Origin of the sequence: Bacillus sp. BS98, from assembly GCF_008432245.1 — a bacterium.
In the GTDB taxonomy this organism is placed as follows: domain Bacteria; phylum Bacillota; class Bacilli; order Bacillales; family Bacillaceae_G; genus Bacillus_A; species Bacillus_A toyonensis.
The window spans coordinates 54,158-73,186 of sequence record NZ_CP043830.1; the positions used below are offsets into that span (position 1 = coordinate 54,158).

Below are 19,029 nucleotides of genomic sequence, written 5' to 3' on the forward strand. Positions count from 1 at the left end.
TTGAGAGGAGTTTTGATAATGATAGGTTTATTAGAGCAATTTTATAAAAATGAAGAAATACAATCGGTTATTAATGGGTTAGAAGATGGTTTAAAAGAACAACTTATATCAGGTATGGCAACATCTTCTCGTTCATTATTAATGGCAGCTTTATATAAAAAAACAAAGAAATCGCAACTTATTGTCACACACAATCTATATCAAGCACAAAAGGTACATGAAGATTTAGTGGCATTACTTGGTGAAAAAGATGTATGGCTGTACCCAGTAAACGAATTAATTGCATCAGAAATCGGTGTTGCAAGTCCAGAATTAAAAGCGCAACGCATTGAGGTGCTAAATCGTTTAGCGGCAGGAGAGAATGGGGTTATTGTAGCGCCAGTCGCAGGATTACGTAGATTTTTACCGATAAAAGAATTATGGAAGCAAAAGCAAATTGAAATTAATCTAGGGCAAGAGATTGATTTAGAGGCGCTCTTGCATACATTACATCATATTGGCTACGAACGTAAGTCGATGGTAGAAGCTCCGGGGGAGTTCAGTTTGCGCGGGGGCATATTAGATATTTACCCATTAACTGAAGAATTACCATTCCGTATTGAATTCTTCGATACAGAAGTCGATTCTATTCGATTATTTGATGTGGATGAACAGCGTTCTCAAGATAAAAAGGAAAGTGTTAAGTTTGGTCCGGCAACAGAGTTTTTATTTTCACAGGAAGAATTGAAATCGGGAATTAAGCATCTTGAAGAAGGTTTGACTAAGACGATGCAAAAACTTTCCGATGACAAATTAAAGACTGCAGTGTTTGAGACAGTAAGTCATGAAATTGAAATGTTGAAAAATGGCCAAAGTATAGAACAGATATTTAAATATTTATCTATTTTCTATAAAGAACCTGCTAGTCTGATAGATTATTTACCAGAAGATGGTGTTGTAATTTTAGATGAAATCTCTCGTATTCAAGAAACAGCATCACATCTTGAAACGGAAGAAGCGGAATGGTATATATCACTTCTTGGTGAAGGAACAATAATTCAGGATTTATCTTTCTCCCACTCATTTGAGGGATTTCTTCATCATAAAAAAAGAAGTTTTGTATATTTAACGTTATTCTTACGCCATATAGCACATACGCATCCGCAAAACATTGTGAATGTGACATGTAAAACAATGCAAGATTTCCATGGGCAGATGCAGTTATTAAAAACTGAAATTGATAGATGGAATGAAGGGCACTTTACGACTGTTGTGCTTGGAACAGATGATGAACGTGTAAAAAAACTACAACATATTTTAAGTGATTATGATATTGAAGCGGATATTGTAGAGGGCACAGATATTTTATTGCCTGGAAGGTTACAGATTGCTGTAGGTGATTTACATGCAGGATTTGAAATGCCGATGCAAAAGCTCGTTGTCATTACTGAAAAGGAGCTTTTTCATAAGAAAGTTAAAAAATCACAACGTAAGCAAAAGTTATCTAATGCTGAGCGTATTAAAAGTTATTCGGAATTAAAAGTTGGAGATTATGTAGTTCATGTAAATCATGGTATAGGTAAATTTTTAGGTATTGAGACATTAGAGATTAATGGTGTTCATAAAGATTATTTAAATATTAAATATCAAGGTAACGATAAGCTATATGTTCCAATTGAACAAATCGATCAAGTGCAAAAATATGTGGGTTCTGAAGGTAAGGATCCGAAAGTTTATAAATTAGGCGGGAACGATTGGAAGAAGGTCAAAACGAAGGTTGAAAAATCTGTACAAGACATTGCAGATGACCTAATTAAATTATATGCTGAGCGCGAAGCTTCAAAAGGCTATGCATATACACCAGATACGGCAGAACAACAAGAATTTGAATCTTCCTTCCCGTATCAAGAGACAGATGACCAATTACGTTCTATTGAAGAAATTAAGAAAGATATGGAACGCGGACGTCCGATGGATAGGCTTCTTTGTGGTGATGTAGGATATGGAAAGACCGAAGTAGCTATTCGTGCAGCATTTAAAGCAATCATGGATGAAAAACAAGTTGCGATTTTAGTACCGACAACAATTCTGGCACAACAACACTATGAAACAATTCGAGAGCGTTTTCAAGATTACCCGATTAATATAGGGTTACTAAGTAGATTCCGCACGCGGAAACAACAAAACGAAACGCTTAAGGGGTTAAAAGATGGCACAGTAGATATTGTAATCGGAACGCATCGTATTTTATCTAAAGATGTTACTTATAAAGATTTAGGACTTCTTATTATTGATGAAGAACAAAGATTTGGTGTGACGCATAAAGAAAAAATTAAACAATTAAAAGCAAATGTTGATGTGTTAACCCTAACGGCAACGCCAATTCCACGTACACTTCACATGTCTATGCTTGGTGTGCGGGACTTATCTGTCATTGAAACGCCACCAGAAAATCGTTTCCCAGTACAAACGTATGTGGTGGAATATAATCCAGCGTTAATGAGAGAAGCGATAGAGCGAGAGCTTGCAAGAGGTGGGCAAATTTACTTCTTATATAACCGGGTAGAGGATATCGAAAGAAAAGCAGATGAAATTTCGATGCTAGTTCCAGACGCTCGTGTAACATACGCACATGGGAAAATGAACGAAAGTGAATTAGAGTCTGTTATGCTATCGTTTTTAGAGGGACAGCATGATGTTCTTGTAAGTACAACAATTATTGAAACAGGTGTAGATATCCCGAACGTTAATACGTTAATTGTATTTGATGCAGATCGTATGGGACTATCGCAGTTGTATCAGCTTCGTGGGCGTGTTGGGCGTTCTAATCGCGTTGCATATGCATACTTTGCATACAAACGTGATAAAGTGCTATCAGAAGTTGCAGAGAGACGTCTACAAGCAATTAAAGAGTTCACAGAGCTTGGATCTGGTTTCAAAATTGCGATGAGAGATTTATCAATTCGTGGTGCGGGTAACTTGTTAGGGGCAGAACAACACGGGTTTATTGATTCTGTCGGATTTGATCTATATTCTCAAATGTTAAAAGATGCAATTGAACAGCGCAGAGGAACCGATGGAGTTGAAAATACAGTTAATGTTGAAATTGATTTAGAAGTAGATGCGTATTTACCAGATGCTTATATTTCAGATAGTAAACAAAAGATTATGATGTATAAACAATTTAGAGGTGTTTCTACAATTGAGGATATTGAAGAATTACAGGAAGAGATGATCGATAGATTTGGTGATTACCCACAAGAAGTTGGTTATTTATTACAAATTGCAAATATTAAAGTATTGGCAATGAAAGAACAAATCGAATTAATTAAGCAAAATAAATTTGAAGTAACAATTCTGTTCTCAGAACAAGCAAGCCAAAATATTGATGGTGGAAAATTATTCATGCTTGGAAATAGTTTTGGGCGTATGATCGGTCTTGGAATGGAAGGATCACAATTGAAAATCGTTATGAAAACGAATGGATTAGAGACATCGAAGTGGTTAACAATTGCTGAAAATTTATTAAAAGGCTTACCAGATGTAAAAAAAGAAGTAATAAATGCCTAATATTAGATAAAAAAATACAATTCGACGTGCATAGAAGAACTAATGTGTAAAATACTATGTCTAACAGTTGGTGATTTTTACATGAACAGGTAAATTCACCACTTTGATCATCAGTAGAAAGTGAGGCAGCATTAGAATGAAAGCAACTGGAATCGTACGTCGAATTGATGATTTAGGCAGGGTAGTAATCCCGAAGGAAATTCGTAGAACTTTACGTATTCGAGAAGGAGACCCACTAGAAATATTTGTTGATCGCGATGGAGAAGTAATTTTGAAGAAATATTCTCCGATTAGTGAATTAGGGGATTTTGCAAAAGAATATACGGAAGCTTTATACGATAGCTTAGGACATAATGTGCTTGTGTGTGATCGTGATTCTATTATCGCAGTAGCAGGCATATCTAAAAAAGAATACTTAAATAAAAGTGTTGGCGATTTAATTGAGAAGACAATGGAAGAGCGTAAGTCTGTAATTATGACGGACGAAAGCGAAATTTCAATTATTGATGGAGTAACAGAAAAAGTTAGCTCCTATACAATTGGCCCGATTGTTGCGAATGGGGATCCAATTGGAGCTGTTATTATCTTCTCTAAAGAGGCTATTATAAGTGAAGTAGAGCATAAGTCAGTAAATACAGCAGCGAGCTTCTTAGCGAAGCAAATGGAGCAGTAAAGATATATAATTTTAGAAGTTGCAATCTTTCCTAATTATGATATTTCTTTTGAAAAATCAATTATTTGGAGATATAGGTATATTGAATGAAGGTAGCGCTTTGCTACCTTTTTTCGTTGAACATTTTTAGTTTTGTAAGAACTCTTTATTACTCGTGGGTGTAAGGGAGCCTGTTTTTTCTTTGTGATATAATACGAAAGGTGAGAATAGAAAAAGGAGTTTTCTTGTATGGAAGCGAAGAAGTATCAAGCCTTTTGGCGTGGGGCTATTATATTAACGATCGCAAGTTTTATTACAAAAGTATTAAGCGCTTTTTACCGTATTCCATATCAAAACATAGCGGGAGATGTTGGTTTTTATATTTACCAACAAATTTATCCGTTTTATGGATTTTGTTTAATTTTAGCTACTTATGGATTCCCTATTATAATTTCAAAAATGGTTGCAGAAAGATTAGAAAGAGGAAAACAAAAAGAAGCAGAAGAAATAATTTGTGTATCTTTTTGGTTTTTATTAGGAATTGGCTTTATAGGGTTTTTCACATTGTTCTTTGGTGCCGAAACGATTGCATCGGCTATGGGTGATGTACACTTATATAAGTTATTACGTGTTATTTCATTTTCATTCATATTAATGCCATTCTTATCCGTAGCGAGAGGATATTTTCAAGGATTTAATAATATGATGCCGACGGCTGTTTCACAAGTAATTGAACAAACGATTCGTGTATCTATTATTGTCTTTTTATCACTATTCCTTATTGCTCACGGATTTGATCTATATACAGTCGGTGCAGGTGCTATGTTAGGTTCGATTGCAGGCGGGCTTATTGGAATTATCGTACTTTTACTTTATATGCGTCATGATTTTCGCGCCATTTTCTTTAAAAGCTTGAAGAGAGTTGGGGGAAAAAGAAGAATTGTTAAAATCTTTTTTTGGCAAGGAATAGCTATTTGTGTTAGTAATTTAGTCCTTATTTTTATACAAATGGCAGATTCGGTTTCCTTCTATACTTTACTCATTGGGGCAGGGGAACAGGCTGAAAGTGCAAAGGTACTAAAAGGTGTTTATGACAGAAGTATCCCTCTCATGCAATTAGGTACTGTCGTGACAACGTCTTTCTCATTGTCACTTATTCCGATTATTACAGCGGCAAAGGAAAGAGGAGATCTTGCTTTTATTCAAGAAAAGGTAAAGTTAGCGATGAAAATAACACTTGTTATTGGATTTGCAGCAGCCATCGGATTAACTTGCATTATTCAGCCTACAAATATTATGTTATTTGAGAATAGTGATGGGTCAGATGTGTTATCGATTTTATCTTTATCTATTTTATTTAGTTCATTGTCAATTACAACTGCTTCTATTTTACAAGGGCTGGGACAAACATTAAAACCAGCAATATTCGTTGTATTTGGAGGTTGTTTGAAGTTAGTTTTAAACTATATGTTAATGCCGCATTTTGGAGTTAAAGGAGCTGCGATTGCAACTTTAATTGCGCTTGTTGTAATTGCCTTGTTAAATAGTGTATTACTTATGCAATCTGTATCGGGGTCGCTTATTAATAAGCAGAAGATGTTCGGTATAGTTATTAGTGGTATCAGTATGGGATTTGTATTAATAATGTTTATTCGTGTGTTACAAATGTCTGGGTTAGTAATTGATGGGAATCATAGAGGAATCGCGACATTTGAAGCGTTGTTAGGTGTAGCTATTGGCGGATTGACATACATGTTTTTAATTTTAAAATTACGTGTATTTACAAAAGAAGAATTAGGATCCGTTATGAAAAAAGAGAAAAAAGAAGGTTCATTGAAGAAGAGTGGATAGAGGTGACAGGTTGTGAGTGGAATCATTACTATTTTAGGATTAGGTGCTGGTGAATTAGATCAGCTGACGATGGGCGTATACCGAAAGATAAAAGTAGCAGACCATATGTTTGTTAGAACGAAGGAGCACCCGGTTATAGAAGAGTTGGAGAAAGAAGGTATAAAATATACGGCTTTCGACAATATATATGAAGCGCATGATACATTTGAAATTGTATATGAAACAATTGCGAATACATTGCTAGAACAAGCTGAAGGTGCAGAAATTATTTATGCTGTTCCAGGTCATCCGCTAGTAGCAGAAAGAACAGTTCAGCTACTTTTAGAAAAAGGAGAAGTAGCAAATGTTGAAGTGCGAATTGAAGGTGGACAAAGTTTCCTTGATCCAATGTTCGCAAGTTTAAAAATCGATCCGATTGAAGGATTCCAATTAATTGATGCTACATCATTTGAAAGAGGGCAATTAGAATTACGTCAACATTTAATCTTTTGCCAAGTGTATGATGCGTTCGTTGCTTCAGATGTGAAGTTAACATTAATGGAAATATTGCCAGATGATTATGAAGTGTATATCGTAACAGCTGCAGGAACTTCGTTTGAACAAGTCAAAAAGGTACCGTTGTACATGTTAGATCATGAAACAGAATTGAATAATTTAACGAGTGTGTATGTACCACCAGTTCAGGAACGTGCATCCTTGTATCAACAGTTTGATGTACTGAGAGAAATTATTGCAGACCTTCGTGGACCGAATGGTTGTCCGTGGGATAAAAAGCAAACACATCAATCTTTAAAGAAGTATTTAATTGAGGAAGCTTATGAAGTATTGGAAGCAATTGATGAAGAGGACGATGATCACTTAGTAGAAGAGCTAGGTGATATATTATTACAAGTCATGCTTCATGCCCAAATTGGAGAGGATGAAGGTTGGTTCTCCATCGATGATATTATTCGAACTTTATCGGAGAAAATGGTTCGTCGTCATCCACATGTGTTTGGAAATACAGATGTAAATAATGCTGAAGAAGTGATTGCGAATTGGGAAGAAATTAAAAAACAAGAAAAGGGATTCGTAAAAGAATCTGTTTTAACTGGAATTCCAAAAAGTTTGCCGCAATTAATGCGTGCCTACGAAATTCAGAAGAAAGCTGGAAAGGTTGGATTTGATTGGGTTGATGTACAGCCAATGATAGAGAAAGCCCTAGAAGAATGGCAAGAATTCCAGCAAGAAGTTATAAATATGGATGAGGAAAAGATGCTAGGTGAATTTGGCGATTTACTATTTGCATTTGTTAACATAGCTCGTCATTATAAATTAGATCCAGAAGAAGCATTACGTTCAACTAATGAGAAATTTATGGGGCGTTTTTTATACATGGAAGCAAAAGTAGCTGAAATGAATAAAGAAATGCAAGATCTGTCATTAGAACAGTTGGATGTTTTATGGGAAGAGGCAAAGCAAACAGAGCGTTAATAGGGGGATTTGATATGCGTCTAGATAAATTTTTGAAAGTGTCACGTTTAATTAAAAGAAGAACATTAGCAAAAGAAGTATCTGATCAAGGAAGAATATCTATCAATGGTCAAGTCGCAAAAGCGAGTTCAGATGTGAAAGTGGCTGATGAATTAACAATTCGTTTCGGTCAAAAAATAGTAACGGTGAAAGTAAATGAATTGAAAGAAACAACAAAAAAAGAAGATGCAGCAAATATGTATAGCCTAGTTCGCGAAGAAAAAGTAAAAGCAGAAGAGGGCTTGTTCTAAAATATGCTATCCCTTCATACATTACTATTAGCTAGTATAAAGCTATGGGGGGATTTTCGTGAATAATGGTTACTCACCTATGTCTTCTAATCAACAAAATGTTTCTGTAGAGCATGATATTATTATGCGTGGTAGGCGTGTGATCGATATTACTGGTGTAAAACAAGTAGAGAGTTTTGATAGCGAAGAATTTTTACTCGAGACTGTGATGGGTTTTTTAACAATTCGTGGACAAAACTTGCAAATGAAGAATTTAGATGTGGAAAAAGGTGTTGTATCGATTAAAGGCAAGATTCATGAGATGTTGTATATTGATGAGAATCAAGGGGAGAAAACTAAAGGCTTCTTTAGTAAGTTGTTTAAATGAGCCTAACAATTCAGTTGTATACAATGCTTTCGATGATCGGAATGGGTGCTTGGATTGGAGCATCATTAGATACATACCAACGTTTTTTAAAGCGTCAGGAACGTAAACGTTGGCTTGTATTTATACATGATATACTATTTTGGGTTGTCCAAGCATTATTCGTTTTTTATGTATTACTTCTCGTAAATGAAGCTGAACTACGTATATATGTATTTTTGGCATTATTATGTGGTTTTGCGGCATATCAAAGCTTATTGAAAGCACTATACATGAGGTTGTTAAATTTTCTCATCTATATTTTTGTGCAAACAACACATTTTTTTGTTCGAATTATACAGCTACTCATGATAAAACCTGTTATTATTATAGCGCAGCTATTTATTGCATTTATATTATTCTTATTTCGTATACTGCTTTCAATTGGACATGTGTTATGGAAAATGGTGATTTGGATATTACTTTTCATATGGAAAGTTTTTTTCTGGCCTGTTCGATTTATTGCTTTGCTCATATGGAAACTTCTCCCTAATCGTGTTAAACTTTTTATAATGAAACATGTAGGGTTCCTGCAATATATAGCAAAATTGAAGGGACACATCTTCCAACTATGGGAGCGTATAAAAAAGAAGTTAGGGGGACCTCGGAAATGAGGGAACTGAGACAAAGAACAATCGAAAAACAGAGTCCAAATCCTGTTAAAGAGCATATAATACAAACGGATGAGAACAGGAAGCGACTTTATCGCCGTTTAGCGGTTTTTCTTGTCTTTGCTTTTACAATTATTGCGAGTATTAGTGTAACTTTTTATCAACAAAACAGTTCCATTAAAGCAAAAGAAGCAAAAGTTAAGGACATGAAAAAAGAACTAGATTCATTAACGAATAAAGAAAAAAGTCTAAAAGACGAAGTTCAAAAGTTAAATGATGAAGAGTACGTATTAAAGATTGCTAGAAGGGATTATTTCTTCTCCGGAAAAGGGGAGATAATTTTTCCTGTTTCTAAGTAAAGTATGTCTTATTGACACTATATTTTAGGATTATATATAATAAAGTAAAATTTGACTTTTTAATCACTAAGGAGGAGCATTTTTTTTATGTCAATCGAGGTAGGCAGCAAGTTACAGGGTAAAGTAACAGGTATTACAAATTTTGGGGCTTTTGTGGAGCTGCCAGAAGGCTTAACGGGTCTTGTTCATATTAGTGAAGTTGCTGATAATTATGTGAAAGATATTAATGATCACTTAAAAGTGGGCGACCAAGTAGAAGTAAAAGTTATTAATGTTGAAAAAGATGGGAAAATTGGTCTATCTATTAAAAAAGCGAAAGAACGTGAAAAAACAGAAGGAGATCGTCCACGCGGTGAATACCAACGCGGTGGTGATCAACAACGTTCTGGACGTCCACAACGTAATAATCGCTCTTTCAACAGAGATAATCGCGGTGGCGGTAACGACCGAGCTCCAAAAGAAACATTTGAGCAAAAGATGGCACGCTTCTTAAAGGATAGCGAAGATCGTTTAACTTCTTTAAAGCGTAACACAGAGTCTAAACGTGGTGGCCGTGGCGCACGTCGCGGATAATAAGAACGTTTAGTTTTTAACATATAGAGAGGTACCCAGAGTGATGGCTCAGGGTGCTTTTTTATATGCGAAAATATATTTTTTAAAAAAGTTTTTGAGATGTGTTGACTTTAAATGATATCTGATGTAAGATACTAATTGTCCGTTAAATAAGACGACATGGCGGTGTAGCTCAGCTGGCTAGAGCGTACGGTTCATACCCGTGAGGTCGGGGGTTCGATCCCCTCCGCCGCTATATTTAATTTAACGGCCCGTTGGTCAAGTGGTTAAGACACCGCCCTTTCACGGCGGTAACACGGGTTCGAATCCCGTACGGGTCATCTAAAAAGATCATGCAAACTTGCATGATCTTTTTTTGTTAAATAAAAAAGTAAGACATACAATACTTCTACAAAATCACCTTAAATTTTCTGAATCTTCAATATAATAAAGGGAGATAAATTACATACTATGTATATATGTAGAGTTATTTCGAATAAAAAGTCGAACGATTATAAAAGTGAAAACTGTTGTTTTGACAAAAATCCCAATAAGCATCTTTTATAATGACAGTAATTAAACTATGCAGGTGGTGTTAAAAATATGCCTAAAGCAGGAAGGAATACTATGAATACAAGTGCATTGGCAATGAATGAAAGTCAGCTTGGAGGAATAAAGTGGACGAGTAAGTTGCGAATGAAGTTTGAACAAGTTTTCTTTAGATGGGGATTTATTATTGTTGTTATTGGTTTTCTTTTGGGAAGAGCGTATATATTAACAAACATTTTACCGTTTGCATTACCGTTTTTCGCTGCCGTTTATGTTATGAAGCGAGATAAAATGCCGCTCGCATTCCTAGCTTTAATGGGAGGAGCACTTTCAGTTTCGATAGATAATTTATTTTTTACTTTCGCGTCTATCTTTACTTTCTTCATTTATAATATCTTCTTTAGTCGGTTTACACGTAAAACTGTTGGACTTGTACCATTCCAAGTATTTATCTCCGCATTAACCGCACATTTAGTTGTTGTATATTTTGCACAGCAAACTATCACCATGTACGATTTGCTCGTTAGCACGATTGAAGCAGGGCTAAGTTTCGTATTAACGATGATATTTTTACAAAGTGTTCCGCTCTTAGTAGAAAGGAAAGGGAAACAACAAGCATTAGAGACAGAAGAAATTGTTTGTTTAATTATATTACTAGCATCTGTTTTAACAGGTACGACGGATTGGTTTGTATATGACGCTTCTATTCAACATATTTTCACTAGATATTTAGTGTTAGTATTTGCCTTCATCGCCGGCGCTGCTACAGGATCCACAGTTGGGGTTGTCACCGGCTTAATATTAAGTTTAGCGAATGTGTCCAGTTTGTCTCAGCTTAGCCTTCTTGCTTTTTCTGGATTGCTTGGAGGGTTATTGAAAGAAGGGAAGCGTCTAGGCGTTAGTTTAGGTTTGTTAATTGGGACAAGCTTAATTACATTATATGTAGATAAGCAAACGAACATTGTAACAACTTTAATTGAATCAGGTGTGGCAATTGTTTTCTTTTTATTAACACCGAAACTTGTTCTGGATCGCATTGCTAAATTTATGCCGGGAACACAAGAGCATTCACAAGATCAACAACAATATTTAAGAAGAATGCGCGATGTTACAGCGAACAAAATTAATCAATTTGCAAATGTGTTTGCGGCTTTATCTAATAGCTTTTCTGTATATGGTTATGTGGAGGAGGAAGATAAAGAAACAGAGGCAGATTTATTTTTAAGTACAATTACTGCGAAAACATGTCAAACGTGCTTTAAAAAGGATCAATGCTGGGTGGTTAATTTTGACAAAACGTATGATTATATGAAACAAATAATGAGTGAAACGGAAGAAGGAACACTGCAGCATAATCGGAAGTTAGTTCGTGAATGGGACAAGCATTGTGTGAGAGGTAAGAAAGTAACAGATTTAGTAGCCGGTGAATTAGATCACTTTTATGAGGGACAAAAATTACGAAAACAAATGAAAGAAAATCGCAGAATAGTAGCGGAGCAATTATTAGGCGTATCAAAAGTTATGGAGGATTTCGCACAGGAAATACAAAGAGAGCGAGAAAATCATCAAGTACAGGAAGAACAAATTTTGCAAGCGTTTCGTGATTTTGGCGTCGAAGTGGAGCATGTTGATATTTATTGTTTAGATAGAGGGAGCATTGATATTGAGATGTTAATTCCGGCTGCATCTAATGAGCATGGTGAGTGCGAAAAATTAGTTGCGCCGATGCTTTCGGATATTCTAAAAGAAAATATTGTCGTTAAACATGAAGAAAAGTCTTCTTATCCAAATGGTCACAGTTTAATATCATTTGGTTCAGCAAAGACGTATTCTCTTGATACGGGATTGGCTACAGCTGCAAAAGGCGGTGGGTTTGTTTCGGGGGATTCTTATGCGATGATGGATTTGAGTGTGGGTAAATATGCACTTGCGATTAGTGACGGTATGGGAAATGGGCAACGAGCTCATATGGAGAGTAAGGAAACGGTAAAATTATTACAAAAGATACTTCAATCAGGTATTGATGAGGAAATAGCAATTAAATCGATCAATTCAATTCTTTCTTTAAGAACGACAGAAGAGATGTTTACAACACTGGATTTGGCGATGGTAGATTTACGGGATGCGAATGCGAAATTTTTAAAGATCGGATCGACGCCGAGTTTTGTTAAACGCGCAAATAATATTTTGAAAATTGAAGCAAGTAATTTGCCAATGGGGATCATTGAAGATGTTGAGGTTGATGTAGTGGGTGAGCAATTAAAAACGGGCGATATTCTTATTATGATGAGCGATGGTATTTTTGAAGGAGCGCAGCATGTGGAGAACCATGAATTATGGATGAAACGAAAAATTAAGGAACTGCAAACCGAGGACCCGCAAGAAATTGCTGATATCATTATGGAAGAAGTGATTCGTTCTTGTGATGGTTATATAAATGACGATATGACAATTGTTGTGGCGAAAGTAAAGAAGAATATGCCGAAGTGGGCTACGATTCCAATTGTAGGAATGCAGGCGCAATAAAGTAAAACTTTAATCAGTGGGGGGTTCTCCATCCCCGCAGATAAAAAGCCCGTACCAATCGGGCTTTTTATCTGCTATTGATTCATATAGTCTATTCTGAAAAACCTAGGCGAATTCCTAGGTTTTTTTGCTTTAAAAGGTAATGTTATTATTTTTTTGAATATGTGCGGAGGATGTAAGATAAAAATGTAATTTTTGTATATCTTTTTTTTGCACAATGTTTGTAAAAGTTGTACCATTATAGACAAGGTAACTAACGTTGCTGTTCTTGTTTAATGAAAGGTGATTACGAAGTTGAAAGATACATTTGTTGAAAAGGTAGATGACTTTGTAAAGCAGCATGATGTATTAAAGGAATGTTCAACAATTGTTGTAGGAGTTTCGGGTGGCCCTGACTCTTTAGCTCTTCTATATTATTTGTTAGAAAAAAGGGCAGAAAAACAGTTGGAAATTGTAGTAGCGCATGTGGATCATATGTTTAGAGGCGATGAATCTCATGAGGATCTACAGTTTGTGCAGGATCTTTGCAAAGGACTGGGAGTTACTTGCGAAACGATAAGGGTTAACGTGTCGCAATATCAACAGCAATACGGAATGAATGCGCAGGTTGCTGCTAGAGAATGCAGATATGCATTTTTGGAAAGAATAATGAAGAAATATGATGCGAGATATGTAGCTCTTGGGCATCATGGAGATGATCAAGTAGAAACGATTTTAATGCGCCTTGTACGAGGGAGTACTCCGAAAGGGTATGCAGGAATTGCAGTGAAGCGTCCTTTTCATAATGGATATTTAATTAGGCCTTTACTTGGAGTAACGAAGGAAGAAATTGTTAATTACTGTAATGAGCTAAATTTAATTCCCCGTATAGATCCGAGTAATAAAAAGGAAGTATATACAAGGAATCGATTACGTAAATATGTCCTTCCTCATTTGAAAGAAGAAAATCCACAAGTGCATGAGAAATTTCAAAAATTTAGCGTGCAGATGCAAGAGGATGAGGCTTATTTGCAGGAATTAGCTTTTGAGAAAATGAATAGAGTAATTACAAAAAAAAGTGATAAACAAATTAGCTTATCAATTCCTGCCTTTGAATCCATGTCTATGCCTTTACAAAGAAGAGGGATTCAACTAATATTAAACTATCTTTATGAATATAAGATTCCATCTTCTCTTTCCTCTATACATATTGACAAAGTGATTGAATTTTTTAAGCGGACACAACCTTCGGGTTCACTTGATTTCCCAGGTGATTTAAAAATTGTTCGCACATACGAGGAGTGTAGCTTTGGATTTAAACAAGAAATTGTTTCTCCTTTTTCGCAAGATTTATCAGTACCCGGGACAATTACGCTATCGAACGGGGATGAACTTGTAATAGAGGTGAGCGAAGATATACCAAGTAACATGAATGAAACAGTATTTGTTGCTAAGTATAATGATATATCATATCCACTTCGTATTCGTTCTAGGGAAAATGGAGATCGCATGTCAATACAAGGTATGAATGGCACAAAAAAGATAAAAACTATTTTTATCGAAGCAAAAGTACCAAGAGAAAAAAGAGAAGCATGGCCGGTCGTTTGTGATGCAAGTGGGAATATTATTTGGATACCCTTGTTGAAGCGATCTGCATTTGCTGTTTCGAAAGAGATGGCAAAGAAGGATAAATATATGATTATTCACTACAAAAGCAAGGAGTCTTCCGGGAGGATAATGAAATGATGAATCAAGATATCGAAAAAGTATTAATTTCTGAAGAACAAATACAAGAAAAGGTGCGCGAATTAGGTGCAATTATTGCAGAGGATTATAAAAACACAGTACCTCTTGCAATTGGTGTATTAAAAGGCGCAATGCCATTCATGGCAGATTTATTAAAGAGAACAGATACATATCTTGAAATGGATTTTATGGCTGTATCTAGTTACGGTCACTCTACTGTTTCAACAGGCGAAGTGAAAATTTTAAAAGATCTTGATACTTCTGTAGAAGGTCGCGATATTTTAATCGTTGAGGATATTATTGATAGCGGTCTTACGCTAAGTTACTTAGTGGACCTATTTAAATATCGTAAAGCGAAGTCTGTAAAAATTGTTACGTTATTAGACAAACCAACAGGCCGCAAGGTAGATTTGAAAGCGGATTATGTTGGATTTACTGTCCCACATGAGTTTGTTGTAGGATATGGATTAGATTATAAAGAGCAGTACCGTAATCTTCCTTATGTAGGAGTATTAAAACCAAGCGTTTACTCAAATTAATTAAATACAGGCGTTACAATTGTATAGGAAAGTTTTTCTATGTTACGATTTACAATAGTGTTTATGCCGTGAGAGGAGGTTAGGAATGAATCGTATCTTCCGTAATACCATCTTTTATTTACTGATATTCCTAGTAGTAATTGGAATCGTGAGCTATTTTAATGGTTCAACGCAAAAAACGACATCAGTTAGCTACGATAAATTCATTACTAAACTAGAAAAAGGTGAAGTGCGCAATGTGCAACTTCAACCGAAAAATGGTGTGTTTGAGGTAAAAGGACAATTTAATACTTCTAGCCAAGGAGAACAATTTGTTACTTATGCACCAAATACTGAGGAATTACAAAAGAAAATTAATGATAAAGCGCAAGGTGCTGAAGTTAAGTATCAACCAGCAGAAGAAACAAGTGCTTGGGTAACCTTCTTTACTTCTATCATTCCGTTTGTCATTATCTTCATTTTATTCTTCTTCTTATTAAACCAAGCTCAAGGCGGCGGTAGCCGTGTTATGAACTTCGGGAAAAGTAAGGCGAAGTTATATAATGACGAAAAGAAAAAAGTTCGTTTCAGAGATGTTGCTGGAGCGGATGAAGAGAAACAAGAGCTTGTTGAGGTAGTTGAATTCTTGAAAGATCCTCGTAAGTTTGCTGAAGTTGGTGCCCGTATTCCTAAGGGTGTTCTGTTAGTGGGACCTCCAGGTACAGGTAAAACTTTATTAGCACGTGCTGTTGCAGGTGAAGCTGGCGTTCCGTTCTTCTCTATCAGTGGTTCTGACTTCGTAGAGATGTTTGTCGGTGTCGGTGCATCCCGTGTACGTGATTTATTCGAAAATGCAAAGAAAAATGCTCCTTGTATCATTTTCATTGATGAAATTGATGCAGTAGGACGTCAACGTGGCGCAGGTCTTGGTGGTGGCCATGATGAGCGTGAGCAAACGCTGAACCAATTACTTGTTGAAATGGATGGATTCGGTGCAAACGAAGGTATTATTATCATCGCTGCAACAAACCGTCCCGATATTCTTGATCCAGCATTATTACGTCCAGGTCGTTTTGACCGTCAAATTACAGTAGATCGTCCAGATGTAAATGGTCGTGAAGCTGTACTTAAAGTACATGCTCGTAATAAACCGCTTGATGATCATATTAACTTAAGAGCAATTGCAACTCGTACACCAGGGTTCTCTGGTGCCGATCTTGAAAACTTATTAAACGAAGCTGCTTTAGTAGCTGCGCGTCAAGATAAGAAGAAAATTGATATGAGTGACATTGATGAAGCGACGGATCGTGTTATTGCAGGTCCAGCTAAGAAAAGTCGTGTTATCTCTGAAAAAGAACGTAATATCGTTGCATTCCATGAAGCTGGCCATACTGTAATTGGTGTTGTCCTTGATGAAGCAGATATCGTTCATAAAGTAACAATTGTCCCTCGTGGTCAAGCTGGTGGATATGCAGTAATGCTTCCGAAAGAAGATCGTTACTTCATGACAAAACCAGAGTTACTTGATAAAATCACTGGTTTACTTGGTGGTCGAGTAGCTGAAGAGATTGTGTTTGGTGAAGCAAGCACAGGTGCTCACAACGACTTCCAACGTGCGACTGGTATTGCAAGACGTATGGTTACGGAGTTCGGTATGAGTGATAAGCTTGGACCGATGCAATTCGGTAGCTCGCAAGGTGGTCAAGTGTTCTTAGGAAGAGACTTCCATTCAGAACAAAACTACAGTGATGCAATTGCACATGAAATCGATGTGGAAATGCAAACGATTATAAAAGAATGTTATGCCCGCGCGAAACAAATTCTTACTGAAAAACGTGATAAGCTAGATATTATTGCGAAAACGTTACTTGAAGTAGAAACGTTAGATGCAGAGCAAATTAATCATTTATATGATTACGGCAGATTGCCAGAGCGCCCAACATCTTCAGATGATGTAAAAGTAAACATCAATATGAAGAAGGACGATGAAGACGTAGAAGATAAGTAAGAGATAAAGGAGTGACAATTGTCACTCCTTTTTTATTTGTAGAAAAATACTAAGTCGGAAAAATTTTTAATAAAATTAGTATTAAAAATTGAAATAGAGAGTAATCTTTTTGTAAAATGATGAGGATAGAAAAGCTGATTATATAAGTATGTGTGATATGATGTTTTTATAAGTTTTATACATACTACATAAATATAGATTAAATAAGATAAGTGGTGAGAATATGATTTTTGTATTGGATGTAGGGAACACAAATGCTGTACTAGGCGTATTTCAAGATGGGGAACTTCGTCAGCATTGGCGTATGGAAACAGATCGTCACAAGACGGAAGATGAATATGGAATGCTTGTAAAGCAGTTACTTGAGCATGAGGGTCTTTCATTTGAAGATGTGAAAGGTATTATTGTGTCTTCAGTTGTACCACCAATTATGTTTGCTTTAGAGCGCATGTGTGAAAAGTATTTTAAAATTAAACCGCTTGTAGTAGGGCCCGGGATAAAAACAGGGCTAAATATTAAATATGAAAATCCGCGTGAAGTAGGCGCAGACCGAATTGTAAATGCAGTAGCGGGAATCCATTTATATGGAAGTCCGCTTATTATTGTCGATTTCGGTACGGCTACCACATATTGTTATATTAACGAAGAGAAGCATTACATGGGTGGAGTTATTACACCGGGAATTATGATTTCAGCGGAAGCCTTATATAGTAGAGCGGCAAAACTTCCTCGTATTGAAATTACAAAACCAAGTAGTGTTATTGGGAAGAATACAGTAAGTGCGATGCAATCTGGTATTCTTTACGGATATGTTGGACAAGTGGAAGGTATTGTTAAGCGTATGAAAGAGGAAGCTAAACAGGAACCAAAAGTTATTGCAACAGGTGGATTAGCGAAATTAATTTCAGAAGAATCAAATGTAATTGATATCGTAGATCCGTTTTTAACGTTAAAAGGTTTGTATATGTTATATGAACGTAATGCAAATTTACAGTATGAGAAAGGTGAATAAATAAGTATGAAAGATTATTTAGTAAAAGCTTTAGCATTTGATGGAGAAGTACGTGCGTATAGTGTGCGTACAACAAATACAGTAAGTGAAGCGCAAAGACGTCACGACACGTGGAGAACTGCTTCAGCAGCGCTTGGCCGTTCTTTAACTGCGGGTACAATGATGGGTGCGATGTTAAAAGGTAATCAAAAGTTAACAATTAAGGTAGAGGGTAACGGTCCGATTGGTCCAATCTTAGTGGATGCTCATGCAAATGGGGATGTACGTGGTTATGTAACGAATCCGCATGTTGATTTTGAAGGAACAGAACAAGGAAAACTACGTGTATATCAAGCGGTGGGAACAGAAGGATTTGTAACTGTAATTAAAGATATTGGTATGCGCGAGCCGTTTATTGGTCAATCTCCAATTGTTTCAGGTGAATTAGGAGAAGACTTCACGTACTATTTTGCAGTTTCTGAACAGACGCCTTCTTCTGTTGGTGTTGGTGTTCTTGTAAATGGAGATGACAGCGTATTAGCGGCGGGTGGATTTATCCTTCAAATTATGCCGGGCGCACAGGAAGAAACAATTGCATTCATTGAAGATCGTTTGCAAAAAATCCCTCCTGTATCAACATTGATCGAACAAGGTCTTTCTCCAGAAGAGCTACTATATGCAGTTCTTGGGGAAGATAAAGTAAAGGTATTAGAAACTATGGATGTTCAATTTAATTGCACTTGCTCACGTGAACGTATTGAGAGTGTGTTAATTAGTTTAGGTAAAACAGAATTAGAGCAAATTCGTGAAGAAGAAGAAGAGACGGAAGTGCACTGTCATTTCTGTAATGAACGATATAAATTCTCTAAAGAAGATATTACAAGCATAATTGTGAACTTGTAATAAGGAAGTTTGGGTGGAGAATTGTTCGCTCGGATAGATTGACAAACAGGGAATTTTCTGACAAAATCT

Annotated in this window: 15 protein-coding genes and 2 tRNA genes; all 17 read left to right on the forward strand. The window is 36.1% G+C overall.

Annotated elements, in window-relative coordinates; genetic code table 11:
* Positions 1-18 precede the first annotated feature (18 nt).
* The 17 genes from mfd (at position 19) to hslO (ending at position 18,960) form a co-directional block, all read left to right on the forward strand.
* The gene (gene mfd, locus F0362_RS00305; protein ID WP_149889608.1) at positions 19-3,549 is read left to right on the forward strand and encodes a transcription-repair coupling factor; all 3,531 of its coding nucleotides are present in this window, start codon (positions 19-21) and stop codon (positions 3,547-3,549) included.
* 136 nt (positions 3,550-3,685) lie between these two features.
* Positions 3,686-4,222, forward strand: a complete 537-nt coding sequence (gene spoVT / locus F0362_RS00310) for a stage V sporulation protein T (protein ID WP_000648310.1) — start codon at positions 3,686-3,688, stop codon at positions 4,220-4,222.
* A gap of 228 nt (positions 4,223-4,450) precedes the next feature.
* Entirely contained in the window at positions 4,451-6,052 is a 1,602-nt protein-coding gene (locus tag F0362_RS00315; RefSeq protein ID WP_149889610.1) for a putative polysaccharide biosynthesis protein, read from the forward strand.
* Between the two features lie 12 nt (positions 6,053-6,064).
* A complete protein-coding gene (gene mazG, locus F0362_RS00320; RefSeq protein ID WP_000014272.1) occupies positions 6,065-7,525 on the forward strand; it encodes a bifunctional methyltransferase/pyrophosphohydrolase YabN in 1,461 nt (486 codons plus the stop codon).
* Positions 7,526-7,539: 14 nt separating this feature from the next.
* A complete protein-coding gene (locus tag F0362_RS00325) occupies positions 7,540-7,815 on the forward strand; it encodes an RNA-binding S4 domain-containing protein (RefSeq protein WP_001234879.1) in 276 nt (91 codons plus the stop codon).
* 58 nt (positions 7,816-7,873) lie between these two features.
* Positions 7,874-8,182, forward strand: a complete 309-nt coding sequence (gene yabP, locus F0362_RS00330; protein WP_001059100.1) for a sporulation protein YabP — start codon at positions 7,874-7,876, stop codon at positions 8,180-8,182.
* The gene (yabQ, locus tag F0362_RS00335; RefSeq protein ID WP_000059779.1) at positions 8,179-8,832 is read left to right on the forward strand and encodes a spore cortex biosynthesis protein YabQ; all 654 of its coding nucleotides are present in this window, start codon (positions 8,179-8,181) and stop codon (positions 8,830-8,832) included. The genes yabP and yabQ overlap by 4 nt, the downstream gene beginning before the upstream one ends.
* The gene (gene divIC, locus F0362_RS00340) at positions 8,829-9,188 is read left to right on the forward strand and encodes a cell division protein DivIC (RefSeq protein ID WP_001208736.1); all 360 of its coding nucleotides are present in this window, start codon (positions 8,829-8,831) and stop codon (positions 9,186-9,188) included. Before yabQ ends, divIC begins: the two co-directional genes overlap by 4 nt.
* An 87-nt stretch (positions 9,189-9,275) precedes the next feature.
* The gene (locus F0362_RS00345) at positions 9,276-9,761 is read left to right on the forward strand and encodes a S1 domain-containing RNA-binding protein (protein WP_000021451.1); all 486 of its coding nucleotides are present in this window, start codon (positions 9,276-9,278) and stop codon (positions 9,759-9,761) included.
* A 161-nt stretch (positions 9,762-9,922) separates the two neighbouring features.
* Positions 9,923-9,996 (forward strand) — tRNA-Met (locus F0362_RS00350).
* A gap of 13 nt (positions 9,997-10,009) precedes the next feature.
* Positions 10,010-10,081: transfer RNA gene (locus F0362_RS00355), tRNA-Glu, on the forward strand.
* A 262-nt stretch (positions 10,082-10,343) separates the two neighbouring features.
* Complete coding sequence (gene spoIIE, locus F0362_RS00360; protein ID WP_001123547.1) at positions 10,344-12,815, forward strand: stage II sporulation protein E; 2,472 nt, start codon at positions 10,344-10,346, stop codon at positions 12,813-12,815.
* Positions 12,816-13,109: 294 nt separating this feature from the next.
* On the forward strand, positions 13,110-14,540 hold the full coding sequence (gene tilS, locus F0362_RS00365) for a tRNA lysidine(34) synthetase TilS (protein WP_149889611.1): 1,431 nt from the start codon (positions 13,110-13,112) through the stop codon (positions 14,538-14,540).
* Positions 14,537-15,079 (forward strand): hypoxanthine phosphoribosyltransferase, encoded by a 543-nt coding sequence (hpt, locus tag F0362_RS00370; protein WP_000981842.1) that lies wholly within the window; start codon positions 14,537-14,539, stop codon positions 15,077-15,079. Before tilS ends, hpt begins: the two co-directional genes overlap by 4 nt.
* 85 nt (positions 15,080-15,164) lie before the next feature.
* Complete coding sequence (gene ftsH / locus F0362_RS00375) at positions 15,165-17,066, forward strand: ATP-dependent zinc metalloprotease FtsH (RefSeq protein WP_001079666.1); 1,902 nt, start codon at positions 15,165-15,167, stop codon at positions 17,064-17,066.
* A 223-nt stretch (positions 17,067-17,289) separates the two neighbouring features.
* On the forward strand, positions 17,290-18,078 hold the full coding sequence (locus F0362_RS00380; RefSeq protein WP_000578374.1) for a type III pantothenate kinase: 789 nt from the start codon (positions 17,290-17,292) through the stop codon (positions 18,076-18,078).
* Positions 18,079-18,084: 6 nt separating this feature from the next.
* The gene (hslO, locus tag F0362_RS00385; protein ID WP_000656374.1) at positions 18,085-18,960 is read left to right on the forward strand and encodes a redox-regulated molecular chaperone HslO; all 876 of its coding nucleotides are present in this window, start codon (positions 18,085-18,087) and stop codon (positions 18,958-18,960) included.
* The last annotated feature ends 69 nt before the right edge of the window (positions 18,961-19,029 follow it).